Below are 24,131 nucleotides of genomic sequence, written 5' to 3' on the forward strand. Positions count from 1 at the left end.
TAGCTAAGTTGAATGATTGCATTAACTTACAAATCTCACCAAGTTCCTTTTATTATAACGATTTTTGAGATAGTAACACGCTTTTTCAGAAAAAGAATATCTTTAACCAGTTTAAGTTATTTTGGATGAATACGTATAATATGGGTTTATATTATTTACACTTTTTGATTAGTTATTTGCACATTTTTCTTATGCCAAAACCCAAAAATTTATATAGAACAATGTATTCCCATGTTAAGCGAAATCAGTGTGGATTCCTTCTGTATAAGCTCCTTTGATCTGGAATTTTTTCTAGTTATTTTGTTCAGAAATTGTTCAGAGAAACTTGATAAACTATGTGCCGAAAACGAGTTTTATTGGGAGGAACAAATATGAATCAGGATTGGAAGAAAGTGTTTCTGACTTCACTTGTAGTAGGCATGTTGTGGGGAACTCAATTTGTCAACGCAGCAGAGCAAACTGGAGAATCAACAGACTCCATATCGTCGGTATTTACAGATCAGACCGATATTCGCTCGACCTCTCTTCAGGCCGTAAAGGAAGCAGTAGAGAAAGGATTAATTTCAGGTTATCCAGATGGATCATTTCACCCAGGCCAGCCTTTGACTCGAAGAGAAATGGCCGTGTTACTGGCCAAAGCATCACAATTAGAGATTGATAAGACTTCCAACACTGGACTTAAACATTCAGATTGGGCGACTCCTTATATTGAAGCAATTCGTCAAAAGGGATGGATGACTGGAGATGCAACAGGCAATTTCCGTGCTAACGATCCGATTCGTCGGGAAGAGCTTGCTTCCATTTTGGTAAGAGTGACAGGAACACAAGGAGCAAAAGGAGGACAACAACAGACGCTTGCAGATGAATCCAAGGTGAGTGGCTGGGCTAAAGAACAGGTACATACTGCGTTGAAATTGGGGCTATTGGATTCAAATGAGGGGAAATTTGAATCCAGAGCTCTGGTACAACGACAAGATATAGCGAAGGTTCTCGTAGATGTTTTCCAGACGGGTAAACGAACAGCTTCTTTGACTGCATTGGACGGAGATGTTGCTTATATGGATGGACGTCCTTTTGTGATCAGTCAGGAATTGCAAAGAATTTTGAATGATGAGAACAAAGAAGCATTGCAGAACGCAGTAATTACTTATGATGCACGTACACGTAACCTGTCTGCCTTATCAGAAATCCAGATTACCCAAGCAGGCACACTTCAAAATTACGTGAAATTGAATTTGGTCGGTACCTCCTATCCAGGTGTGGTTACAGTCTCTTCAAATCACGTTGCTCTGAAAGCTGATACCTTGTCCAAGGTTGTATTAAAACCAGGCGTAAGTGCTATAACGATTGATGGTGATATCGATGCGGTAACTGTAGATACGACTGACAAAGTCACTGTTCTTGGAAGTGGGACGTGGAAGGAAGTTGTGTTGAAAAACGTGAAATCCATTATTCAATTACCAACAAGTGTGAAAACGAATACAGTTATTCTTCCAAAGGGCGGCGTAACCTCACAGATCATTCGCAGTGCACCGCCACTGACCACACCATCCAGCAATACAGGGACAAGCAACTCCAATTCTGGCTCAGGATCTTCAACACCAGCTCCTACACCGACTCCCACGCCGACACCAACTCCAGAACCTGAGCCGCCGGTTATTGTACCTCCGTCTCCTCAGAATCAACCGCCTGTTGTTCAGTCTAGCATTTCTGACATGATGGTATATCTCGGAGACGGCATGCAAGAGATTGATCTCGGTGCTGTATTTACTGATGCGGATGAGGATGAGCTGAGCTATGAGATTACGGAGATCGATTCTAACATCGCTACAGCGAATATTCAGGGTTCAAAATTAAAAATTATGGCCACTGCTACAGGCCAAACAACGGTTACGGTGAAAGCTGCAGATGGAAAAGGAGGAAGTGTATCGGCTTCATTCACTTATGTGGTCAAACCGGTCTTAATTCCACCACCATTTCCACCTTTACCGCCATTTCCGCCAATCATCATTCCACAACCACCAATCAACCATGCTCCTGAAGTGGTAAAAACACTGCCAACTGTTGGAGTTGAACTGGGTACCGTGAGTAAGACGGTTGATTTGACTAATGTGTTCACAGATATGGATGGCGACATTCTAACGTATACAGCACAATCTTCTGATCCAGCTGTGGTAGAAGTGAGTGTCCAAGGAAATATATTGACTTTAGATCTCAAGAAAGTTATTGGTTCCGCAACCGTTACCGTTAAGGCTACTGATCCCGCTGGTAAAGATGTTGAGACGACATTTACGGTTAAGGTGGAGGACCCGGATGCAGGAAAGGGCCTGTTTATTTCCGAGGTAGTCTGGGGAGAAGACACTACTCAGGCGATCGAACTGTATAATCCAACGTCCAAACCAATTGAACTCAGTCAGTTTGAAATTAAACGTAGTGATATAGACGATCCGATTACGTTTGCTTCTGGAACTATCATTGCACCTTATAAAACGATGGTCATTGCCGATGACTCTACAGATTTCCCGATTAATGAGGACGAGATTTATTATATGTCCTTTAATTTTGATATTGATCAACCCCAAGACATCACTTTGATACTCTATCAGATTAGCGATGGAGAACCTATGGATACAGCCATCTTGAAGCCTGCGCAATCTTTAACAAGAATGTCAGGTAATGTTCATGGTGATGCAAATTATGACGGGGCACGGTGGATCCAACAAGGAGAGAACTATTACAACGGTCTGGGTAACTACACATCCTCACCGTCCAATCCTTAATTTTTGAAATATCCCACATCATGAAGGAGAACCTCTATGCCAACAATAAGAAGGACTGTGCAGCTCGCTTTGATTGCGTTGCTTCTTTCCAACACTGTACCCGTATCTGCACAACATGATAAGTCAGAGGCACAGACTATGTCTGTGTCTGACATATCCTCAGCTCATCATAACAATAGTAAGTTAAACGATGTTATGAATAGGGCTGTATCCATGGGATTCATCAAGGGAGATCCAGATGGAAACGTTCGTGCAGCTGATCCAATCACCCGTCAGGAACTGGCAGTTGTTCTTGCTCAAGCTCTAGGTCTCACACTGGACAAGTCAGTCTCAGCATCTTTTACGGATGTGAAATCTACTAGCTGGTCAGCACCTTCCATTCAGGCGGTCAAGAAGGCGGGGATTTTGCAAGGAGATGCAACAGGGCGTTTCCGTCCACAGGCCCAGATCACTGGACAGGAACTGGTGACAGTCCTGGTAAGAGCCACAGCTTTGGCTAAACAAGAAGTTCAGGGAGATCCCCTTCCTTCAGATTGGAAAGGAGCGAGTACGTGGGCTGCTCCATATATTCGAACTGCTGAGAAGGATGAACTTCTAAGCGAATATCAGGGAGAGAATAAAGTTAAACAAGGGCTTGTTCGGGGCGAAGCCATAGGCATGCTGCTCTCGGCCATGTTCCCGGAAACCCGCTTGTCTGTCATTCAGTCAATCGAAGGAAAGCAGATTCAGATCAACGGTGTTATCTATCAGATCTCTGAACAAGTGGCAGGTCTTCTAAATAATCGTAATAAGGCTGTACTGGCTCAGGCTGGAATACAGTTCAAGAGTCGAAATCATACGCTCACTGAAATTAACGGGTTGGAAATTAGAACAGGTGGTCAAGAGGGGGGCCCAGGAAAAGCTGAATTTAGCGGCAATCTGCTATTGGATGGCGGAGACGCTGTAATTCATGGGGATCTAACCACGAAAGCAGACTTTGTTTCAGTGGAAGGACTTACAGTCAAGGGCAAGCTGACGATTGCCCCCGAGGTGAAGCATGATTTTTATGCCAAAAATATCAATGTGGCACAGTCTGTCTTCGTTTATGGCGGCGATAGTAATACGGTTGTATTTGAAAATTCCATTCTCAATACTGTGGGTGTAGATAAAAGCGATGTACATGTTGCACTAACAGGGAATACCCGTACTCAAGAAGTTAACGTTAGATCAGACAGTATGATTGATATCGAGAAAACGGCTAATCTCTCGATATTAAATATTCTCGAAGGTGCAAGCAAAGTGGAGCTACAAGGAGCCATTGAGACGGTCCATGTGAATACATCCAAATCTCTGCAACTTAACGGTAACGTCACTTTACAGCAACTCCATGTGGATGGGACAGGCGTTGTCAACATTAATGCAGCAGGCACCATTCAGCAGCTTCAAGTGAATAACCCTTCCACGCAGATTAATGTGGCGGGGAATGTGAAAGTTTCAGATATTTCCTTGGCTGCCGGAGTCTCGTCTTCAGTTGTGAGTGGAAATACAGGAACGGCATCTTCCAATACGGTATCTCCTTCGTCAGGGGGAGCGAGTGGGGGAAGTGGAGGCGAAACATCTCCTGTTGTTGCTAATCGTGCTCCTGAACTTCTGAAACCATTTGAAAGTCGCAAGTATACGCAGAATGGACAGGGAGCAACGTTAAACCTAAACAACTATGTGACTGATCCGGATGGTGACTTGGTAACTTATACGGTCAGTTCATCCAAATCTGCCGTTGCAAAGGTTATCCTTAATGGATCGCAATTAGATATTGTTCCCTTGGGGGATGGCACGGCTACCATAACGGTGACTTCCAATGATGGTCGTGGTAAAAGGCTGAGATCCACATTCGAAGTCTACGTGAATAGACCTCCTATTGCATCGCCAATTCCTGATCAGGAATTGATAGCTGAGTCAGGTAGCAAGGATGTGGATCTCATGGTCTATGTTATGGATGATGAGAAATATGAATCGGAATTGCTATACAGTGTAACGAACAGTGCTCCGGAAATCGTGGGCACAGAAATCGTAAAATCGAACTATGCTGAATCTGTATTAAGGTTAACGCCTAAAAAGGCGGGGGAAGTTGTTCTTAAAATAAAGGTGGATGATGGGCAAATTGCAGATGATGGCAGTACGGGAATTACTGAACTCGACATGAAAGTTGTTGTTCTGCCACCACTCAATCGTGCGCCTGTCGGCGAAGCTCCAGCGAAAATAGAGGTATACCTGGGGGATGAGATCCCTGTAGTGAAATTGAACGAGGTATATACTGATCCAGATGGGGATCCTTTGACGTATACAGCGACTTCATCCAATCCAGACGGGGTAACAGTAGAGGAGAATGCGGGTGAATTGAAGTTAACATCACTTCAAAATGGGACGTATACGATATCTTATACAGTGAATGACGGTAACGGAGGAATCACTGAGGATTTCTTTATCATCGATATCCTACTAGTGCCAAATCATAATCCGGTAGGAAATTCACCAGGATGGGTTGAAGCATACTTGGGTTTCCTGACAGATCCTATCCCCTCGGTGGACTTAAATGATTATTATACAGATCCGGATGGTGACCCACTCACATTCAGTGCATACTCCTCTAATCCTGATTTAATTGTTGAGGAGGAATCGGGTGTACTGAGCTTTACCGCTCTAGAATTTGGAGAATACATCATTTATTATTCGGTAGAGGATGGAAAAGGTGGTTCCATTTCAACCGCATTTCAGATAAGGGTTAATCCTAAGCCTAATGCTTCTCCGGTGCTTACTCAGAATCTGCCTGCTCAAACGTTGTTTGTAGGCAAGGAAGATGCGGTCATTAATCTCTCGGAATATTTTAATGATCCCGATGGAGATGCATTAGAGTTTCATACACCACTTGATTTCAACAATCTCCTGATCGCAGAGATGGTTATTCAAGAAAACAAGCTGATTATTCATCCGAGACAGGTTGGTAAATTCCAAGCTAACATCAAAGCAAAAGATATGTATGGAAAAGAAGCGACAGCCTATATTGATATTGAAGTTCTTGAATCTGGAAATATCAGTTCAATTCCGGATCAAACGGTAACATGGCCTTGGTCTGCTCTGAATCTTGATCTGACGTCGTACCTGATGAATTTTGATACAGCCACGTTAACAGTGGATGCTTCCTCAGCAGATACCAATATTGCGACAGTCTCTGCCAATGGTTCACAGATAGCTGTTGCTCCAGTTGCTGAAGGGAATACAACAGTGACGTTGACGGTACATGACCAGAAAGGGCGTAGCGAACAAGCGTCCTTTGGCCTGGCTATACAAGGCGAGCCTGCTGGCCCTAACTTGCCCCCTGAGGTAGTAAGTAGCATTTACGAACAAGTTTTAACACCTAATGTAACGAATGAGCGCACGTTTGACCTAAGTCAACTATTCAGTGATCCCGATGGAGATGCGTTGCAATTCACGATAAGCAACAGCTCAAATGAAGCGGTGAATGCAAGCATTAATCGTAACCAGATCATACTAAAACCGGGGACTGGGAATGTAGTTGCTCCTTTAACCATAACAGCGAAGGATGGAAAAGGTGGACAGGTAAATTACACCTTCAACGTTCGGACTGCTTCTCTGGTTAACGGTGGTGTCATGCAGATCAACACGAAGTCCGGTGTCATAGATCCTCTGATTCTTACAGCGTCCAATTGGTTCCCTGGGCAGACGAGTTTTAAAGTTTATAGCGGTACACCAGATTCAACGTTTACAGGGCCGGATACGATTAATTCTTCCCAGATCCCTTTGAGTGTATCTCCATTATTATTCTGGATCATAGGGAATGACGGTAGGGCCGTGGTCGTTCAGGTGAACTCGAAAAATCAGGGCACGTCAGAGTTGTTCTTCTCTCAGTATGCAGATGCAGGGAATGGACGCAGTGTTGTTCAACTTTATTACACAGGTGACGGTGATCCGTCACATAAAGCAACCGGGTATCAATTGGAAGTTCATCAGTGGTTGAAAAAGACATCCACAATGAAAGTGACAACCAAAAACATATTAGATGTTACTTCGGGGTTACCTTATTTAAACATCAATTATACTTTTTACGATTTTTTCGATATAACGCCAGCTTGGTACTACAATGATGAGTTGGAATTGTATAATCCGAATGAGTATAACGTCGTTGCTTTGGTTCTCAAAAAGGATGGACGAATTGTAGATGTGTTAGGTGATCCAACTTCACATGACCAATTCATGCCTGCTGGCGGGACGTTTATCCGAAAACGCGGGATATATACAGGTTCACAACAGTTCTCATTAACCGGTGAATGGAATGAGTTCCCTCATGGAACTTTACAGTACGTGGGTAATCATACACCGTAGACTTGTATTTGCTACAATGGCGTTTAGTTTAACAGATAGTGTGATTCAATAAAGAATAAATCAAGAATCCTCCATGCTCCCAACGTGAGCATGGAGGATTTTTATTTAACCGGATATGGATACATGCAGGATCTGAGAATCTCGATCTTGTGTTCTTGCGTTCGTTCACGCGGTGCTGATTCTTCTGCATAAAAACGTCCCAGGTTGGCGCGCATGAAACGCTCTGCATATTCGCTCATTAATGATCGCTTCCTTGTTTCGAATGGAGTACCCGCATTGCAGAAGAGCCAAAATCAGGATCGGATTGAAGCGATTCTAACGCGGATGTTGCACCATTAACTTGTTGATGTGCAACAAGAATAGCAAAGGCAGCTCCTCTGACTAATATGTAGGCATTTCCCTCCAGCACTTCCTGAGCCAATTGGATCTCGGCTTCTGTGACGGGCAGTAGAGCGAGAGTTTGCAAGACGTAATTCTGTACATCCTCATCTTCTTCTGAGTCACGAACAAGTTGCGCCGCAGCATGAAGGATTTCACCCAGAAGAGCAGAGGAGCCTGCCATGCCTAAAGCTCGCCATGCTTCGATACGGATGAGATCTTCTTCATGTGTATCCATGCCAATAGCGAGAACTTGCTGAGTAAGGTGAATATCGGTTAGTTCGATCAGATCACGAAGTGCTTGTAGTTTTTCTTCTCCGCTAATTTCGTTAAAATCAGGGTGTTCATTGTTGTTATTATGATTTAAATCAGACATGTCAGACATATCCTACCGTTCACCTCCTGAAGAATATTAAGATTGGGGCGGAAGAATGATTGGACGGGCAGCCAAGGCTTCTTCCACAATCTGTTCAGGCGTCAGGTCTTGATCATCCCAGAAAATCAGATTGCTGATCTCCGCATGAGGCACCTGCTGCTGTAGCTCTGTTAACATGTCATCCAACTCGGCTTCCGTTCCTTCGGCATCCATCAGTTTGCGAACCAATTCTACCAAATGTAATTGATTGTCCATATCGATACCTCCTGAATGATTTATATCATGAACCAACTAGTCTTTCATGGGTTGATTCAATGGATCATATATAATGAGCACCGGAAAAAATTTGGGCTCAAGCATCAGACTAATGCGTTGTTCGTCTTGATCAGTATAAGAAATGAAATAGTTCCCGAAATGAGACTCGTAGTTGAAGTCTTGGAATTGAAAGGAATGTTCGGGATATTTTATCTTCACATATAACGTAGTAACTCCTCGGGCTAAGGTTTCTTTTAACATAGGAATTTGGGCCACAATGATAGTAGCAATAAGAACAATTAGTATACGTTTAGCGAGACGGGTCAGATGGATTCACCCCATTATCGTAAATCAATTTTCAATAATTCATGAAAGCCCATCTCAAAATAGATGTCACTCCATAAGGATAGCCAGATTACCAAATTGCTCGCCTTTTTCCATACGTTCGAATGCTTTCACTGCGTCTTGCAACGGATATACCCCATCAATGACAGGATGTATGTCATGTTGCTCCACCCATTGCAGCATCTGGATAAACTCCTCACGGCTGCCCATAGAGGTGCCGATTAGACTGATCTGCGGGAAAAAGATAGAGCGAATTGGTACGGTCAGATCATCCCCCGAACTTGCACCATACATCACGATACATCCACCTGGTCTGATTATATCAAAATATTTTGGGAACATGGCTTGTCCGATGCTATCCAAGATGATATCTACAGGTTCCAGATCGTTCTGCAAACGCCAATCGGCATGACTATCCAGTGCATGGGTAGCACCCAAGCGCAGTGCCTCATTTCTTTTGGCTTCACTTCTGGAGGTGACGGTCACCGTGGCACCAGCCGCTACTGCCATGAGCAGGGCATAGGTCGCTACACCACCGCCAATACCGGGAATGAGGATGTGTTCACCTATCTTCAATACGCCGCGAGTGAATAAAGCGCGATAGGCCGTCAGCGCTGAAAGGGGCAGCACGCCAGCTTCCTCCCAGGATAGGTGGGCTGGCTTAGGCAGGGCATTTTCAGCAGGTAATGTTATATATTGAGCCAGCGTTCCATCCGTAGGGCCACCAACAATATCGGGTACGGTCGGCACTTCAGATGAATATTCCCAACCGAGTGTAGGATGGATAATGACTTCATCTCCTAGCGCGAACCCTCTTACGCTTTCGCCAATCGCTACGATAATACCTGCTCCATCGGAACCGGGAATGAGCGGGGTGTCCTGGGTTTCGCGTCCTGCCATGATGAATAGATCTCGATGGTTGATTCCAGCGGATTTTAATTGAATCTGCACTTCCCCGGCTTCTGGTGCCCGAGAGATTGAATCTGTATATTGAAGACCTGCAAGGCCGCTCTGGCCCGAATGGATAATAGCTTTCATGTTTAATATTCCTCCTGTCTGTGTAGCCAGATTTCACTACTGAGCCTCATTGTACAGACGGAGCAGATTCACGTAAAATGAACAAAAATGATTGTCAGTATCATTGAAAATAATAGATAAGCATTTTGCATGAATCGGATGATGCAGAATGCCGATATAACGACGAGCAGGTGATGAGGGTATGGATGCAGGTGATTTGAAAATATTTCAGGCGGTTGCCCGCGAAGGTAGTATCAGTAAAGCTGCACTCTCACTTAATTATGTGCAGTCCAATGTAACAACACGGATTAAACAGTTGGAGACTCAACTGCAAGTACCGCTATTTCATCGTTCCAATCGGGGGATGTCGCTTACACCAGCAGGCGAGAACCTGCTTGGGTATGCGGATAGAATATTGGAATTATTATATGAAGCAGAGCATGCCACACAAGGGGGTAACCCACCAGCTGGCATGCTTCGTCTAGGTGCCATAGAGACAGCAGCCTCCACTTTTCTGACGCCGCTTTTGGCTGAATATACTTCATGCTACCCAGAAGTACAACATTCGCTTGTCACGGGTGGGACCCATGAACTGAACCAGAAGGTCATCCAACATGAATTGCATGGAGCCTTAATATATGGCCCGATTGATCATCCTGAGCTGAAATATATGAAGATGTATGACGAAGAATTGGTGTTGATCGCTGAACCTGGAGTACATGAGATGTACACGTTATTGTCCAAGCCGATGTTGTTTTTTGAGATCGGATGCACACATCGCGATCAGGCGGAATCTTTTTTGAAAGATCAGGGTATTCACACGCTTAACATCATGGAATATGGAACACTAGACACGATTCTGAATGGTGTATCTGCCGGGCTCGGTGTATCATTGCTGCCACGTTCTTCGGTTACCAAAGCAGAATCAAGAGGTGAGATTGCAGTGTTATCTTTGCCTGATCCTTATTGTCGGTTGGAAGTAGGATTTGTGTATTCCCGTGGTGAACATATATCTAGTGCGCTCAACGCTTTGGTTGAGATTATTACAGAACCAGAACTATAAGAGGTTGTTCAAAATTCCGTTTATGAACATGCACTATAAAGGAGTGAGTGATCTTGAAAGAAACTCAGTTAACGTTGGCTGATGCATTTAATCAGGCAGACTTTATTGTAGGCGGTCACGGCAGTCGCCAAGTGAAGGTACTTCAGAACGTACTGGAGCAGATCGATGGGGAGTTGTTTAGTGACCACTACGGCAACGGCCCCCTCATTGAAGAATTTCAGCAACAGATGGCTGACGTTCTCGGCAAGGAATCGGCGGTGTTTTTCCCAAGTGGAACGATGGCGCAGCAGATTGCATTACGGATCTGGTGTGACCGCAAAGGGATAAAGCGAGTAGCTTACCACCCTCTGTGTCATCTGGAAATCCATGAGGAAGACGGATTGAAAGAGTTACACCAGATTGAATCGATTTTGCTGGCGGACAAGGATCGTTTGATTCGTTTGGAAGATGTACAAGCGCTTGACCAGGACATTGCCTGCCTGCTGTTGGAACTGCCACAACGCGAGATTGGTGGGCAATTGCCAGCATATGAAGAACTGGAAGCGATCTCGGCCTATTGCCGTGAACGCGGGATTAAGCTGCATCTGGACGGGGCACGCCTGTTTGAGATTACTCCCTATTATCAGAAAACACCTGCGGAGATTTGCAGTCTGTTTGATACGGTGTATGTGTCCTTTTACAAAGGCATTGGAGGCATTGCGGGGGCCATATTGGCCGGCGACACGGATGTGATGCAAGAGTCCAAAGTATGGAAACGGCGGCACGGCGGAGATCTGATCGGCCTGTATCCGTATATTCTGAGTTCTCAGTATTATTACAATGAACGGATTGGCAAAATGGAGCTGTATTACGAGCAGGCTCAAGAACTCGCCTCTCTACTGAATGCGTGTCACGGGATACAAACGTTGCCCGAGGTACCTGTATCAAATATGTTCCATGTACACTTTGCGCTCGCTGCTGCCGAAGTTGAACCCATTCTTGTGCAAATGGCTCAGCAGTATGGCATAGGAATGACTTCATATCTGAACAAAACAAGTGGGAACAGCTGCGCCTTTGAATTGTCTACGGGTGATCGTTATGAGAAAATTCCCCAGGATAAACTGCGTGCAGCACTGGAATGGCTGGATCAAGAGTTGCGTAAACAAGTGAGATAAAAAGTTGATTTTAATGTTCGACTCTTTTTTGGGTAAGGTGTTGTGCTTCAAGCAGAACTATTGAATTCACAACGGCTGATCAGTGGGGAAAAGTACCTTAAGGGGGATTTCAAGTGACGTCAATAGAATTGAAACCGATTCGTGATCTTTTGGTGAAAGCCTACGATACGACAATGGGAGAAGGATGTACTCCTGAGACGCAACAGAGCATTGAGGATTTTGAGCAAAAGTATAATGTGAAACTGCCGGGAGCGTATCGTGCACTTTTACTTGAATTCGGTGCATGTAACTTCGGCGACCCTGCCTTGTATTCGGTGAAAGAACTGAGCTGGGCTTATCCCGAGTTTCTGGAAGCATACCGTGAAGTTGAGAAAGAATATGAGCTGCCAGCTGACCTCCAGCCTTTCCCGATTGGTGGATTTGGTGAAGGAAGTATGGCTATACTGGATCAAAGTTCAGGCAAGGTGCTGATGTTGATCCACGATGCAGGGGAAACTCCTCTGCGGGAGATTGCTGTGGACTTTAATGAATTAATGACAATGCTGGCTGAGTCGGCAATCTGGGTTCAGGAACAGATGAATTAACAGGGTAGACGGAAGGATGCGCAATCGGCTTATGGATATCCGAAAGTTAAGATACTTTATCACTGTGGCAGAAGAACTTCATTTCCACCGTGCAGCGGAGAAATTAAATATGACACAACCACCCCTGAGCCAACAGATTCAGAATTTAGAGGAAGAGCTTGGTGTGAAGCTGTTGGAGCGCACGAGGAAAATGGTTCGTCTCACCCCGGCAGGTGCCGTCTTTCTGGAACAGGCCAGACTTATCCTGGCCCAACTCGATCGATCCATTCAGCTTACACAAAAGGCAGATCAGGGTATCATCGGGCATATAACCGTAGCTTTCGTGGATTCGGCTTCGGGGAGCATTATGGTGGATGTCCTTAGGAAATTTCGCGCTGCATATCCGCAAATTGAATTGACGCTGCGTGAGATGACTTCGTCCCAACAATTGCAGGCACTGGAAGACGGACAGATCCATATTGGATTTTTGCGATATCAGGAAGATACTCGTCATGTCTCGTTCCGCCCCTGTCAGATGGAAACGTTGATTGCCGTATTGCCAGATCATCACCCGTTGGCTTCTCAGACTCAAGTTTCGATTCGAGAACTGGCCGATGAAGATTTTATTTTATTCCCACGGCATCTGGGTTCTCCGTTCCATCGTCTCGTTCTGGATTATTGTAGGGAGCATGGCGTAGACCCTCGAATTACGCAGGAAGCGATTCAGATGTATACGATTGTAAATCTCGTTGCGGCGGGCATGGGCATTTCTATTGTTCCTTCTTCGGTGGATGTGTTCCAGCGGAAGGGTGTAGTCTTTCTTCCATTAGAAGAAAATCCGCCCTCCGTACCGTTGTACACGGCATGGCGGACGGATATGAATCAGGAAGTGGTTTCCCGCTTTATGAGCATTGTTGAGGGGGAATATGAGTTGCACTAAAGGTTATTTACACTTACACTGCGATGACAGAACAACCTTCCAATCGCTGTTATCCCCAGATTTTTTCGATCCCTTTTCTCAAGGGGAAAATCTGGTGATAAAGGCGAGGTGTATGCTTTCGAAGTAGCTTTCTTGCAGAAAGCTTTTAGCTCCGCTTTTTCAGGTTTTTTCTGTCCTCTCCGTTATCGTGTAAATGATTAGTTCAACTTAGTATGTTGTGAGTAGTAAAAAAAGAAACTATCCCGTCTTGGTTGGATTACGCTCAATCCACGGATTCAATATTTCATCAATACGAGTCATGATGGCAGAGTCCAGTTTCACACCGGAGGCTTTTACATTTTCCAATACCTGCTCGGGCCGGGATGCACCGATAATGACGGAACTGACATACGAATGTTGTAGAACCCACGACACAGCGAGTTGGGGGAGCGTTAGACCAATCTCTTTAGCGAGTGGAACAAGCTGTTGCACAGCGGTAAGAACATCTTCACGTAACCACTGACCAGCCAGTCTATTGAAAAAGGGTGCTCCTGCCTCAGCAGCTGCACGTGATCCGGTGGGCAACGCTTCGTTAGGCGCATATTTGCCCGATAGTATACCCTGAGCCAGAGGAGACCATGTAATCTGTCCAAGTCCTGCTTGGTCGCTTGCAGGCACCACTTCTTGCTCAATCACACGCCACAACATCGAATATTGGGGCTGACTTGCAATGAAGGGTATATGAAGTTCCTTCGCCAAAGCGGCTGCTCGTGCAATCTGATCTGCGTTCCATTCACTTATGCCAATGTAATGAACTTTGCCCTGACGTACCAGATCGGAGAATGCCAGAAACGTCTCTTCCAGCGGAGTGTTGTAATCATAACGGTGAGCGTAATAGACATCGATATAATCCGTCTGTAGCCGCCGTAATGAACCATTGCAGGCTTCCATGATGTGTTTACGTGAAAGTCCACGGTCATTATGACCTGTGCCGGTTGGGTGACAGACTTTGGTGCACAGTTCAATACTTTCTCTTCTTACATCCTTAAGAGCCTGTCCCAGTACGGTTTCTGCCTTGGTATTGGAGTACACGTCTGCGGTATCAAATGTAGTAATGCCTGCCTCCAATGCAGCCTGAACACAAGCTTCTGCTATACCATCCTCGACTTGCGCTCCATGCGTAATCCAGTTGCCGAGTGAAATCTCACTGACGGTTAATCCACTGTTTCCTAATTTGCGATATTCCATTCATGTCGCCTCCCTAAGTCATCTGGAATCCATTGTAGCAATGGCAGATTAATAGGTGAAATATCTTTTAACCTCATCTTTGATACGAAAAAAGTATCAGTGGACCTACATTTTCTCATGGATGTATTTGCGATAGAGGGCAGGCGTAATCTCCTCAAACTTTTTGAATATTTTGATAAAATATCCCGATTCATTAAATCCCAACTCATCACTGATCTGTGAGACAGGCATGTCGGTAACCTCAAGCAATTGCTTGGCCCACTTAATCTTGAGTTTTGCCAGGTAGGTGGTGAAGTTCTCACCCGTTTCCTTGGCAAACAGTCTGCTAAAATAACTCGGACTCAGGTGGCATAGATCGGCCATTTGTTTGAGCGAAACTTGCTCGCTTTTGTGACTGTGAATGTATTCAAAAGCAGGCTGGAGCACTGGACTGGAGCTTTCCGTGTCACTTGGGCTATTTTTGAGATAGGCATCCGCTATCGCATTGGTCATCTCTTTTTTGATCGACTCAATATTGCGAATGGAGTACCCAGGAAGAATGGTGGAGAGGTTTAGAGACTCCTGATTGCCTGAAGCTTTCTCGAACATTTCAACTAACAGATTTTTGTTAAGCGCTTCTTCCACAATGTAGTTGCAGAGCAGGGATAACATGTTGGAGATTTTCACAATCTCTTCATAGGTCATCACAGGCAGCTGGGCGTAATCGTCCTTTAATTCCTCCAGCTTGGCTGCATGCATGGGTACGTTTTTGGACGTGACAATTTGCTCCAAGTCACTACCCTTTTCCGGATCGGCGAGTTTCACTTGTCCTGCCATGACGGCGCCGATATATTTGCCATCAATCGTGATCGGAATCGCGATATCTATAATATTGAAATGGCATAAATACACATAAGGCTCATTTAATCGAACCGCTTCCAGACCACCGCGCGAATCACATTTTTGGCAGTAGGGGAGCAGCTCCGGGTCTTTACGTACATTCTGGCAGAAGGCCTGACAGCTGCTGTGACTGGTTACGGGAATGCCTTTATAATCAACGGTTAGGATCGCCAGTTTGGTTACTGTTGCGAGAGAATCTTGTAGACGCTTCCATTTATTAAGGTCGAGAATTTTGTTGATATGCAGATATTGTTTGATCATTGGTGCAACCTCCATAGGCTAACCTGAATCATAATTTAGGCCGTTAAAAGTTAGCAAGTTGTACATATTAAGATGTAATGATGACGGGTAATGTATAATGGGAGGTCAAAATTCAACCATCTCATGACAATAAGATACCATGATTGTGCCAAAAAGCAAAAAATTACGATTATAAATTATAATAATTTGTTATCAAAGTCCACTGTAAACCTGCTGCTCATGCGTTATATTAAGGTCAATTGTAAGAAATTAAAATTTGATGTAATCACTACACCCATTCATATCATTAGGAGGCATATATTATTATGAGAAAAGCATTTATCAGCCCAACCAAATATGTACAAGGCGAAGACGAATTGTTGAACCTGGGGTACTTTGTTAAATCCTTCGGAGAATCTGCCTTGCTGATTGCACATCCGGATGATGTACAGCGTGTCAAAGCAAAGCTTGATGCAACAGCCGAGAAATTTAATATTACGTTTGTTGAAAGCGGTTTTAAAGGGGAATGTTCCCGTGAGGAAGTTGCTCGTCTGCAAGCAATCGCGAAGGAAAAAGGATGTGACTCTACCATCGGTCTTGGTGGTGGTAAAGCCATTGATGCGGCTAAATGTGTAGCAGAAGGCGAAGCACTGATCATCTGCCCAACGATTGCGGCAACAGACGCACCGACAAGTCACTCCGCTGTATTGTACACACCGGATGGTTCTTTTGATGACTATGCTTACTTCAAACAAAGCCCAAGTGTGGTACTCGTTGATACAACGGTAATTGCTAATGCACCAACACGTTTCCTCGTATCCGGTATGGGAGATGCGCTCTCTACATACTTCGAAGCAAGAGCAACAGCGAAATCCTATTCCCGTGTAAACGCAAGTCTGCCAATGGGTTCCCGCGAAGGATATACACCATCTGCAGTCGGTACTAATGCGGCACTTGCATTGGCAAAACTGTGTTATGAAATGCTGCTGACTGACGGTGCAAAAGCAAAAGTAGCGAGTGACAGCAACGTTGTGACACAAGCGCTGGAAAACATCGTTGAGACGAACATTCTGTTGTCTGGTCTTGGATTTGAAAGTGGTGGTCTGGCCGCAGCACATGCGATCCACAACGGCTTGACTGTTCTGGAAGGCACACATCATTTCTTCCACGGTGAAAAAGTATCTTTCGGTACGATTGCACAACTCGTTCTTGAAAATGCACCTACTGAAGAGCTGCACGAAGTCATGGACTTCTGTCTCGAAGTGGGACTGCCAATCAGCTTGGCGGACATCGGTGTAGATACGATTAGTCAGGAAGAGCTGTTGAAAGTTGCCGAGATCGCTTGTATTCCGGAAGAATCCATTCACGCCATGCCGTTCCCGATCACCGTTCCTGAAGTGGCTGCTGCCATTGCAGCGGCTGACCGTATGGGTCGGCAGTACAAAGCAGCTCGCCGGGAGGCCAAATAATGAAGAAAATTATTAACCAAGCCGAACATGTTGTTATGGAAATGTGTAACGGGATTGCGCTTGCACACCCGGAGCTGGAATTTCTGAAAAAATATAAAGTCATCAAACGCAGAGAGATTCAGGCTGATAAAGTCAGCCTTATCAGTGGCGGTGGCAGCGGACATGAACCGGCTCATGCTGGTTATGTCGGTAAAGGCATGCTGGATGCAGCGGTATGTGGAGATGTATTCGCATCTCCTTCCCAAATCCAGGTGTATCAAGCGATTAAAGCAACAGCCAGCAACAAGGGTACACTTCTGATCATCAAGAACTACAGCGGCGACATGATGAACTTCAAGAATGCAGCGCATCTGGCTGAAGAAGATGGCATCGACGTACAATATGTGCGTGTTGAGGATGACATCGCTGTACAAGACAGCTTGTATACCGTTGGACGTCGCGGCGTTGCGGGAACTGTACTGGTTCATAAGATTGCTGGAGCAGCAGCAGAAGAAGGTCGCAGTCTGGCAGATGTGAAATCCGTTGCCGAGAAAGCAGCTCAGAACGTTCGTAGTATTGGTTTTGGATTCACATCCTGTACCGTGCCCGCCAAAGGCACGCCTACATTCGAAATTGCTGAAGATGAGATGGAATTCGGCGTAGGGATTCATGGTGAGCCAGGGATTCGCCGGGAGAAAATCGTATCGGCTGATGAATTGGCAGGACGTATGGTCGAAGCATTGCTCGCAGATATGAAGTTGGATAAGGATGCATCCGCTGAGATTGCGGTGCTCGTGAATGGTTTTGGTGCAACGCCACTGCAAGAACTGTACCTGCTCAACAATTCCGTTCAGCGTGAGCTTGCAGGACATGCAGGTCTGAAGGTCGCTACTACGTTTGTAGGCAACTACATGACAAGTATCGATATGGCGGGTGCATCGGTTACGATCCTGAAACTGGATGAGGAACTAAAAACGCTGTTGTTCAAGGAAAGTGATACACCTGCATTTAAAGTGTCTGGCCCTCCAGTAGCACAAGTGGCGTATTCCGAAGCACTGGAAGCTGTTGTGGGTGAAGACGCTCCCGTATCTTACGAAGTGGAGACGGATGCATCAGCTGCGGTAATCAAAGGCAATCAATTTTCACTGGACAATGTCGTCTATCTGATCGATAAAATGGGTGAGATCATCATCAAGAACGAGGTACCGTTCTGTGAACTGGATTCCCATGCCGGTGATGGCGATTTCGGTATGAGTGTGGCAAAAGGCTTCCGCCAGTTGAAACGCGAATGGAATCACATCATTAACGAAGATAAAAAAGACATCGGATCGTTCCTGGATGCATGTTCCTTGGTCATTATGGAATATTGTGGCGGCGCATCCGGCCCGATCTGGGGTTCGGCATTCCGTGCGGCTGGCAAAGCAGTAGGGGATAAACAGCAATTAAACGTTGCTGAATTCGCTGAGATGATCCATGCAGCTGTACAAGGGATTCAGTCTACTGGAGAGCGTTCCTTCGGACGTGGTGCCGTTGTAGGTGATAAAACCTTGATTGATGCGCTCGTGCCGTGTGCCGATTCCTGGACACAAAGTGCGGAGTCTGGCGATGACTTCAAAACAGCATTTGCCAAAGGTGCAGCAGCAGCCGTTGAAGGTGCGAAGAAAACCGAAGACATCGTGGCACGTATGGGCCGAGCAGGTACTGTCGGCGATCGTAGTCTGGGCTACCCGGATGCTGGCGCGTATGCGCTGGGTGTTATTTTCACAGAGTTGTCCGAGTCGATGAAGTAAAGTCGAGCCTGTCAGCATTTAAATGTGATATGCATTAAAAGTGAAATGGGTAATATAAGGTATAGGTAAAAAGACCGCTCTGGAGCATGGCTTACAGGGCGGTCTTTTTGATATGGAGATGCGATCTCGTGTGCCTTAAATTGGATTCGCAGTTCCAGATAGTGTAATCTGGAGGTTAGGTGCAGATCGGTAAAAACCATTTGAACGAGAAGGGATCGGGATGATTCAATGACGCAAAAAATCTATTATGACTCTGCTTATACAAGAGAGTGGCATACAACGATTACAGGCAAAGTGGACAAGGAAGACGGCGTATATGTCACGCTGGCGGAGACTGCTTTTTACCCGCATGGGGGCGGACAACCTTGTGATCTGGGACAAATTGGCGGCATCACTGTTCTGGATGTGAACATCGAAGATGGTGAAGTATGGCATAAGGTGGAACGCGCCCCTGAACAGAACGAGGTACATTGTGAGCTGGATTGGGAGCGAAGATTCGATCATATGCAGCAGCATACGGGTCAGCATTTGTTATCGGCAATCACTTTGAAGCTGACAGAAGCGATGACGCTCAGTTTCCATCTTGGAACGGAGTATGACACGATTGATGTGGCTGCGCCTGAACTGGGCGCGAATCAATTGACTGCCATTGAACAAGAAGTGAATCGTCAGATCTATCGTAACGCTTGCATCAACACCTCTTGGGTTACAGCAGAAGAGGCCGCACAATTGCCACTGGTGAAGCAACCTACGGTAACGGAGGACATTCGCATCGTCGAGATCGAGGGTGTGGAGTATAACGCCTGCGGTGGAACCCATGTGTCCGCGACAGGTGAGATCGGCATCATCAAACTGTTGAAAACCGAAAAAGTGAAGGGTGGCACACGCATTTATTTCAAATGTGGAACAAGGGCGCTGAATGAATTCACATCCACACAAAACGTGCTCAATAGTATCATGGTTAAATTAAAGACCAGCAAGGACGAATTATTGGAGCGTATTGAGAAAATGGAGCTGGAGCAAAAACAGCTGCAAACCGAGCTGAATGCAGTGAAAACAACGAACGATGCCTATTATGCGGAGGAACTTCTGGCCGCTCGGCAAGGGCTGGTGATTGCTCAGGTCTTTGAAGACAAATCGCTCAAGGATATGCAGAGCCTGGCTACCAAGCTGACGGCAGAACATGAAGGCCTTGTGCTCTTTGCCAGTATCTCAGAGGCCAAAGTTGTTCTGGCACAGAATGGACAGCCGTCTGAATGGGCTTGTGGACCTTTCTTCAAAGGCAATCTTGGAGCCTACAATGGCAAAGGTGGCGGCAGTGAAAAGATGGCTCAGGCAGGCTTTGCCAGCAGTGAAGATGCGCTTGCCTTTTACGAATTCACCAAGGACCAGTTGGGACATCACTGATGTACAACTTCTCGGCTAGAGATAGCGAATGTTTGCAAATTTAAATTCAAGTACGTCACGATGTGGCGTGCTTTTTTTGCAGTGGATAGATGTGTTTTTATGAACTGATCTATTTTGAACTTGTAAATTCTCGTAATTTGAGATAAGATCACATTTAGTTAGATAATCTAATTATATAACGAGTATTGGCGGAGGTCACGATGAAAGGAAAAAATAACAGGGAACATACAACAGAACCACTCCCTAAGTTGGGGCCTGAACCCTATGTAGAACTGATGCAAAAGACGGCAACGAAAGGTACGGATCAAAAGTTAGCCTATATAGGTTTGCTCTCACTTTGGTTTGGCGATAACATACTGGATGTCATGGATCTGAATCTGGATCAGTATGATATTACCGAGAGCAAGTTTGATCTGTTACTACTCTTAACCCTGCATGAGGGGAACACGCAAGTGACGCCATCGACATTGGCAGAACGTCTCGGTATTCGCAGGGCATCTGTCACAGCATTGCTGGATTGGTTGGAAAAAAGGAACTGGATTATTCGGGAATCAAGTGCCCGGGATCGTCGTAGTGTTCATGTACGCATCTCACCAGAAGGTAGGGACTTGGTAGAAAAAGTGTTACCTTCGTTCTGGTCCACCTGTGAATCCCTCGTGGAGGACCTGGAGCCGGATGAAAGGGACGTATTGGAGAAGGTTTTATTAAAATTAAATACAAACATAGAGAAGAGGCTGGGTATGGGGAGATAAATTTTTTTTGGATATATAATTAGATTATCTAACTAAAATGATTGATACTAAAGTTTATAGAGGTGTACGATGTCGAAATTAATGCAAACTGGAGCTATCTCCAGAAATTACCTCATCATGACTATTATTTTATGTTGGTCTGGTCTGGTCGTCATGTCCAGTCTATATGTTACAGTTCCGCTCATCCCCGTGTTTGCTGATCAATTTGGAATAACACCAACCCAGGCTTCGGGCGCGGGCAGTATATTTTCGCTAGGGTTTGCAGTAGGGTGTTTAATGTATGGCGCGATATCTGACAAGTATGGATGTAAAAGAGTGATTTTGATCGGCATGCTCATATTATCGTTCGTTTCATTCATGCTGGGTCTGGTACATTCTTTTGCCTGGATTATTGTGTTGAGGGGAATACAGGGGGCAGCTGCGGCCACTTTTTCTCCGGTTGCATTGGCGTATGCTGTGGAGATGTATCCGGCGAATCGTAGAGTGACGGCGATCGGATTCATCAGTACCGGATTTCTGGTAGCTGGCATTGTAGGCCAAATCATTAGCAGCATAATAAGTCAGCAATACGGGTGGAGCACACTATTTGTTTTGCTGGCTGTTGTGTACTTGATTACTTCATTGGTAGTCTGGTTACTGTTGCCGGGAGATGAGATCAAACGAGGAAAAGACACTTCGATCTGGGAATCTCTTCTACAGATCGGCACTGTACTGAAACAGCCCAAATTACGGTTGAGCTACGTGGTGGCTCTGGTTCTGCTGATGTCCTTTGTCAGCATGTATAGTGTCCTTGGTAGTTATTTGAGCGGGCCTGAATTTGGATTAAGTGCGCAGCAGATTTTGTACGTTCGTGCAGCAGGTATACTGGGCATGCTTGTTTCGCCTTTTGCAGGGAAATTAACTCAGCGACTAGGTGTACGTTCGGTTCTACGATTAGGACTTACAATGGCGGTGGTTGGACTCGCATGTATGGGCTTCTTCACCAACTTATCTTTGCTTATCCTAATGAGTTTACTTTTTGTGACCGGGATCGCTGTGTCGGTTCCTTCTTTGGTAGCTTTGGTGGGTGAGCTTGGAGGTAAGTCACGGGGAATTGCAGTTTCAGTGTATACGTTTATTCTGTTTGCCGGTACAAGTATTGCACCAATCCTCTCCATTCAATTCATGCGAAGCGGCAGTTATCTGCTCACGTTTCTGATGCTTGCTTTTGTCTTGGTAATCGGGCTGACGGCAGCCTGTTTTATAGGGAAAGGGACGACGGAAGCAACTCAGGAACGGATAACATCCTAATTGACTATCCGTTCTCTAAATGGAGGCCAATTCCTACTATGATATACTCCAATGATAGCCACTACATGCAGAGGGGGTACCTATAGATGACAGAACGAATTCCGTGTATACGGGAGGGGTGTGCAAATACCATTTTGCCAGCAACGGCTGCGAGAACAGGTGGGTATTGCATGCCTTGCAAGCAGGAGATGGAACGCGAGGAGCGCCAGAGATACATTGAAGCGAATCGATGTGACGTGAACCTGTATGCAGGTATCACAGACCCGGTCGAAGTTTTGAAAATCATGCACAAACCTCAGGTTCGCGATCCACTAATTCGTTATACACCCTATGAACAATCCGAGGAACAGGTATATCTATCTTTGTCTGTAGAGCAACAAGATCAGATGAAGGATTACGCGATGAAACGGATTCGTACACGTAATGAAGATACGGGCAAAGACATTCTGGTATATCTGGTCTGCTACCATGATATATCGTTGACTGCCGAAATTCCTGAGCTGCTGGAACAGGAGATCTATTATCCTGCCATTTTGTATAAAAGTGCCTCGGGTGAGGTTCGTGATCGTCTGTTGCAACAGGTGAACACCGATGATGAAAATCGAAATCACATATTGCTCATGCTGGCCCATATCGGGGATGATGTTGTCGTGCAGCAGTTCCGACAATGGAGACAGTCTCCGCCATCTTGGGCGAGTGAATTGTACGTGGCGCCAGAGCACTACACCACTGAAGCTGGTTGGGAGCTTACAAAAGACGGGCAGCGCAGAGAATTATTCACCACCCCAAGTTATTCACTCTATAAAGTAAAAGAGAATGAAGAGGCTAACGTGGAGTCAACCGGAAATTCACTCTCGATGCTGAACCCTAGCAAGAATGGCTGTCCATGGTGTGGCAATGCGTTAACCACCTTAATTAGTCTGGATGTTAAACATCCCGCTCTGAAAGACGTGTCTTGGCATGCCCAGAGACTTCAGATACAGACATGCGTGATATGCAGCAGTTACGGTGTGGTTTACATGGAGCTGGACGCAGCAGGGGAACCGTTATGGAGTTCACATAATGTCATGCCTGCGGGAATGGACGAGATTGACCTGGACGACTATGGTAAACTTGCAGCGGATGTTGGCCGGCAGTTTCGGATTGCGAATGCATCGCGTCATGCATTCCATGCCAGTGAGTGGGCGATGGAGCCATCGCTATCTCAGATTGGCGGCCATCCGGGATGGGTTCAGGATGCGGAGTACCCACCATGTCCACGCTGTTCCGCGAGAATGAAGGCTGTCGCACAATTGGATTGGGGTGAGGTAGAGGAATATGGTGAGGGCATGTATTACATGTTCATATGTGAGCCGTGCCAGATGACCGCCGTATCGTACCAGCAATCTTGATGGTGGAAGCTAGTATGAGCTATTAAGTAATTATAAGCAGTTATCTTATTATAATATTACACCGCTGTTAAGGTTGGAATGACAGTAGTAGACAGACTATAACCAAGGGGTATCCCGAAGTTCTTGGAACTTCATGGGATGCCCCTTTGCCCTGCGCAGGATGGATGGGGACTTCTGCTACAGTTATCAGGTTATGTTATTTAGTCACCAGAGAGACAATGGGTTGTTTTTTCTACGTGCAGAGGCAGTTTGTCGTTCTTACATAGTCTAACGAACCTGGCACGTCTTATTGGGCGAATATGCAGCAGTGTAGTATTCTAACGAATCGTAGCCACGTTATTGCTTCTATTGGTAGGTTTTTATGAAGCAAATCGGAGGTTTTGTCTGTAATAAGACTGCTGAGATTCGTTAGAATTTCATATGTTTGTAAAACTGCGACATAAGGTGTGTCCGATT

Annotated in this window: 18 protein-coding genes; 12 read left to right on the forward strand and 6 right to left on the reverse strand. The window is 45.5% G+C overall.

Annotated elements, in window-relative coordinates; genetic code table 11:
• Positions 1-371: 371 nt before the first annotated feature.
• On the forward strand, positions 372-2,780 hold the full coding sequence (locus tag NZ043_RS13875) for an S-layer homology domain-containing protein (protein ID WP_339312259.1): 2,409 nt from the start codon (positions 372-374) through the stop codon (positions 2,778-2,780).
• A gap of 36 nt (positions 2,781-2,816) precedes the next feature.
• On the forward strand, positions 2,817-7,160 hold the full coding sequence (locus NZ043_RS13880; RefSeq protein ID WP_339312261.1) for an S-layer homology domain-containing protein: 4,344 nt from the start codon (positions 2,817-2,819) through the stop codon (positions 7,158-7,160).
• A 101-nt stretch (positions 7,161-7,261) separates the two neighbouring features.
• Here the strand turns inward: NZ043_RS13880 and NZ043_RS13885 are convergent, their stop codons facing one another.
• The 4 genes from NZ043_RS13885 to NZ043_RS13900 form a co-directional block, all read right to left on the reverse strand.
• Positions 7,262-7,399, reverse strand: coding sequence for a hypothetical protein (locus NZ043_RS13885; protein ID WP_339312263.1), 138 nt, complete (start codon positions 7,397-7,399; stop codon positions 7,262-7,264).
• Positions 7,399-7,923 carry a hypothetical protein gene (locus NZ043_RS13890; protein ID WP_339312265.1) on the reverse strand — a complete coding sequence of 175 codons (525 nt, stop codon included), beginning with the start codon at positions 7,921-7,923 and terminating at the stop codon, positions 7,399-7,401. Before NZ043_RS13890 ends, NZ043_RS13885 begins: the two co-directional genes overlap by 1 nt.
• Positions 7,924-7,950: 27 nt before the next feature.
• Entirely contained in the window at positions 7,951-8,169 is a 219-nt protein-coding gene (locus NZ043_RS13895; protein WP_339312267.1) for a hypothetical protein, read from the reverse strand.
• Between the two features lie 393 nt (positions 8,170-8,562).
• Positions 8,563-9,552: a zinc-binding dehydrogenase gene (locus tag NZ043_RS13900; protein ID WP_289391223.1), complete on the reverse strand. Its 990-nt coding sequence runs from the start codon at positions 9,550-9,552 to the stop codon at positions 8,563-8,565.
• Positions 9,553-9,733: 181 nt separating this feature from the next.
• Between NZ043_RS13900 and NZ043_RS13905 the strand changes: the two genes are divergently transcribed.
• The 4 genes from NZ043_RS13905 (at position 9,734) to NZ043_RS13920 (ending at position 13,251) form a co-directional block, all read left to right on the forward strand.
• Positions 9,734-10,594: a LysR family transcriptional regulator gene (locus tag NZ043_RS13905; RefSeq protein ID WP_289391224.1), complete on the forward strand. Its 861-nt coding sequence runs from the start codon at positions 9,734-9,736 to the stop codon at positions 10,592-10,594.
• A gap of 53 nt (positions 10,595-10,647) precedes the next feature.
• Entirely contained in the window at positions 10,648-11,748 is a 1,101-nt protein-coding gene (locus NZ043_RS13910) for a beta-eliminating lyase-related protein (RefSeq protein ID WP_289391225.1), read from the forward strand.
• Positions 11,749-11,861: 113 nt separating this feature from the next.
• A complete protein-coding gene (locus tag NZ043_RS13915) occupies positions 11,862-12,332 on the forward strand; it encodes an SMI1/KNR4 family protein (protein WP_289391226.1) in 471 nt (156 codons plus the stop codon).
• A 31-nt stretch (positions 12,333-12,363) separates the two neighbouring features.
• On the forward strand, positions 12,364-13,251 hold the full coding sequence (locus NZ043_RS13920; protein ID WP_289391227.1) for a LysR substrate-binding domain-containing protein: 888 nt from the start codon (positions 12,364-12,366) through the stop codon (positions 13,249-13,251).
• 237 nt (positions 13,252-13,488) lie between these two features.
• Here the strand turns inward: NZ043_RS13920 and NZ043_RS13925 are convergent, their stop codons facing one another.
• Together NZ043_RS13925 and NZ043_RS13930 are read right to left on the reverse strand one after the other, a co-directional pair.
• On the reverse strand, positions 13,489-14,478 hold the full coding sequence (locus NZ043_RS13925; RefSeq protein ID WP_289391228.1) for an aldo/keto reductase family protein: 990 nt from the start codon (positions 14,476-14,478) through the stop codon (positions 13,489-13,491).
• A gap of 105 nt (positions 14,479-14,583) precedes the next feature.
• Positions 14,584-15,618: a PocR ligand-binding domain-containing protein gene (locus NZ043_RS13930; protein ID WP_289391229.1), complete on the reverse strand. Its 1,035-nt coding sequence runs from the start codon at positions 15,616-15,618 to the stop codon at positions 14,584-14,586.
• A gap of 305 nt (positions 15,619-15,923) precedes the next feature.
• On the opposite strand from NZ043_RS13930, the gene NZ043_RS13935 reads away from it, so the two are divergent.
• The 6 genes from NZ043_RS13935 (at position 15,924) to NZ043_RS13960 (ending at position 23,675) form a co-directional block, all read left to right on the forward strand.
• Positions 15,924-17,066: a glycerol dehydrogenase gene (locus NZ043_RS13935; protein WP_289391230.1), complete on the forward strand. Its 1,143-nt coding sequence runs from the start codon at positions 15,924-15,926 to the stop codon at positions 17,064-17,066.
• Entirely contained in the window at positions 17,066-18,835 is a 1,770-nt protein-coding gene (gene dhaK, locus NZ043_RS13940) for a dihydroxyacetone kinase subunit DhaK (RefSeq protein ID WP_289391231.1), read from the forward strand. Before NZ043_RS13935 ends, dhaK begins: the two co-directional genes overlap by 1 nt.
• Positions 18,836-19,063: 228 nt before the next feature.
• A complete protein-coding gene (locus NZ043_RS13945; RefSeq protein ID WP_133386487.1) occupies positions 19,064-20,242 on the forward strand; it encodes an alanyl-tRNA editing protein in 1,179 nt (392 codons plus the stop codon).
• A 200-nt stretch (positions 20,243-20,442) separates the two neighbouring features.
• Positions 20,443-20,994: a MarR family transcriptional regulator gene (locus NZ043_RS13950; RefSeq protein ID WP_133386488.1), complete on the forward strand. Its 552-nt coding sequence runs from the start codon at positions 20,443-20,445 to the stop codon at positions 20,992-20,994.
• A 69-nt stretch (positions 20,995-21,063) separates the two neighbouring features.
• The gene (locus NZ043_RS13955) at positions 21,064-22,284 is read left to right on the forward strand and encodes an MFS transporter (protein WP_133386489.1); all 1,221 of its coding nucleotides are present in this window, start codon (positions 21,064-21,066) and stop codon (positions 22,282-22,284) included.
• A gap of 86 nt (positions 22,285-22,370) precedes the next feature.
• Positions 22,371-23,675: a DUF1963 domain-containing protein gene (locus tag NZ043_RS13960; RefSeq protein WP_133386490.1), complete on the forward strand. Its 1,305-nt coding sequence runs from the start codon at positions 22,371-22,373 to the stop codon at positions 23,673-23,675.
• Positions 23,676-24,131: the final 456 nt, after the last annotated feature.

Source organism: Paenibacillus sp. FSL k6-2145 (assembly GCF_037976585.1).
In the GTDB taxonomy this organism is placed as follows: Bacteria; Bacillota; Bacilli; order Paenibacillales; family Paenibacillaceae; genus Paenibacillus.

What these genes read in the sequence shown, in the direction of transcription:
- NZ043_RS13945 (WP_133386487.1), top strand. Translation starts at nt 19,064, where the DNA reads ATGACGCAAAAAATCTATTATGACTCTGCTTATACAAGAGAGTGGCAT.
- NZ043_RS13875 (WP_339312259.1), top strand. Translation starts at nt 372, where the DNA reads ATGAATCAGGATTGGAAGAAAGTGTTTCTGACTTCACTTGTAGTAGGC.
- NZ043_RS13920 (WP_289391227.1), top strand. Translation starts at nt 12,364, where the DNA reads ATGGATATCCGAAAGTTAAGATACTTTATCACTGTGGCAGAAGAACTT.
- NZ043_RS13880 (WP_339312261.1), top strand. Translation starts at nt 2,817, where the DNA reads ATGCCAACAATAAGAAGGACTGTGCAGCTCGCTTTGATTGCGTTGCTT.
- NZ043_RS13890 (WP_339312265.1), bottom strand. Translation starts at nt 7,923, where the DNA reads ATGTCTGACATGTCTGATTTAAATCATAATAACAACAATGAACACCCT.
- NZ043_RS13955 (WP_133386489.1), top strand. Translation starts at nt 21,064, where the DNA reads ATGTCGAAATTAATGCAAACTGGAGCTATCTCCAGAAATTACCTCATC.
- NZ043_RS13935 (WP_289391230.1), top strand. Translation starts at nt 15,924, where the DNA reads ATGAGAAAAGCATTTATCAGCCCAACCAAATATGTACAAGGCGAAGAC.
- NZ043_RS13960 (WP_133386490.1), top strand. Translation starts at nt 22,371, where the DNA reads ATGACAGAACGAATTCCGTGTATACGGGAGGGGTGTGCAAATACCATT.
- NZ043_RS13885 (WP_339312263.1), bottom strand. Translation starts at nt 7,399, where the DNA reads ATGAGCGAATATGCAGAGCGTTTCATGCGCGCCAACCTGGGACGTTTT.
- NZ043_RS13925 (WP_289391228.1), bottom strand. Translation starts at nt 14,478, where the DNA reads ATGGAATATCGCAAATTAGGAAACAGTGGATTAACCGTCAGTGAGATT.
- NZ043_RS13905 (WP_289391224.1), top strand. Translation starts at nt 9,734, where the DNA reads ATGGATGCAGGTGATTTGAAAATATTTCAGGCGGTTGCCCGCGAAGGT.
- NZ043_RS13900 (WP_289391223.1), bottom strand. Translation starts at nt 9,552, where the DNA reads ATGAAAGCTATTATCCATTCGGGCCAGAGCGGCCTTGCAGGTCTTCAA.
- NZ043_RS13950 (WP_133386488.1), top strand. Translation starts at nt 20,443, where the DNA reads ATGAAAGGAAAAAATAACAGGGAACATACAACAGAACCACTCCCTAAG.
- dhaK (WP_289391231.1), top strand. Translation starts at nt 17,066, where the DNA reads ATGAAGAAAATTATTAACCAAGCCGAACATGTTGTTATGGAAATGTGT.
- NZ043_RS13930 (WP_289391229.1), bottom strand. Translation starts at nt 15,618, where the DNA reads ATGATCAAACAATATCTGCATATCAACAAAATTCTCGACCTTAATAAA.
- NZ043_RS13895 (WP_339312267.1), bottom strand. Translation starts at nt 8,169, where the DNA reads ATGGACAATCAATTACATTTGGTAGAATTGGTTCGCAAACTGATGGAT.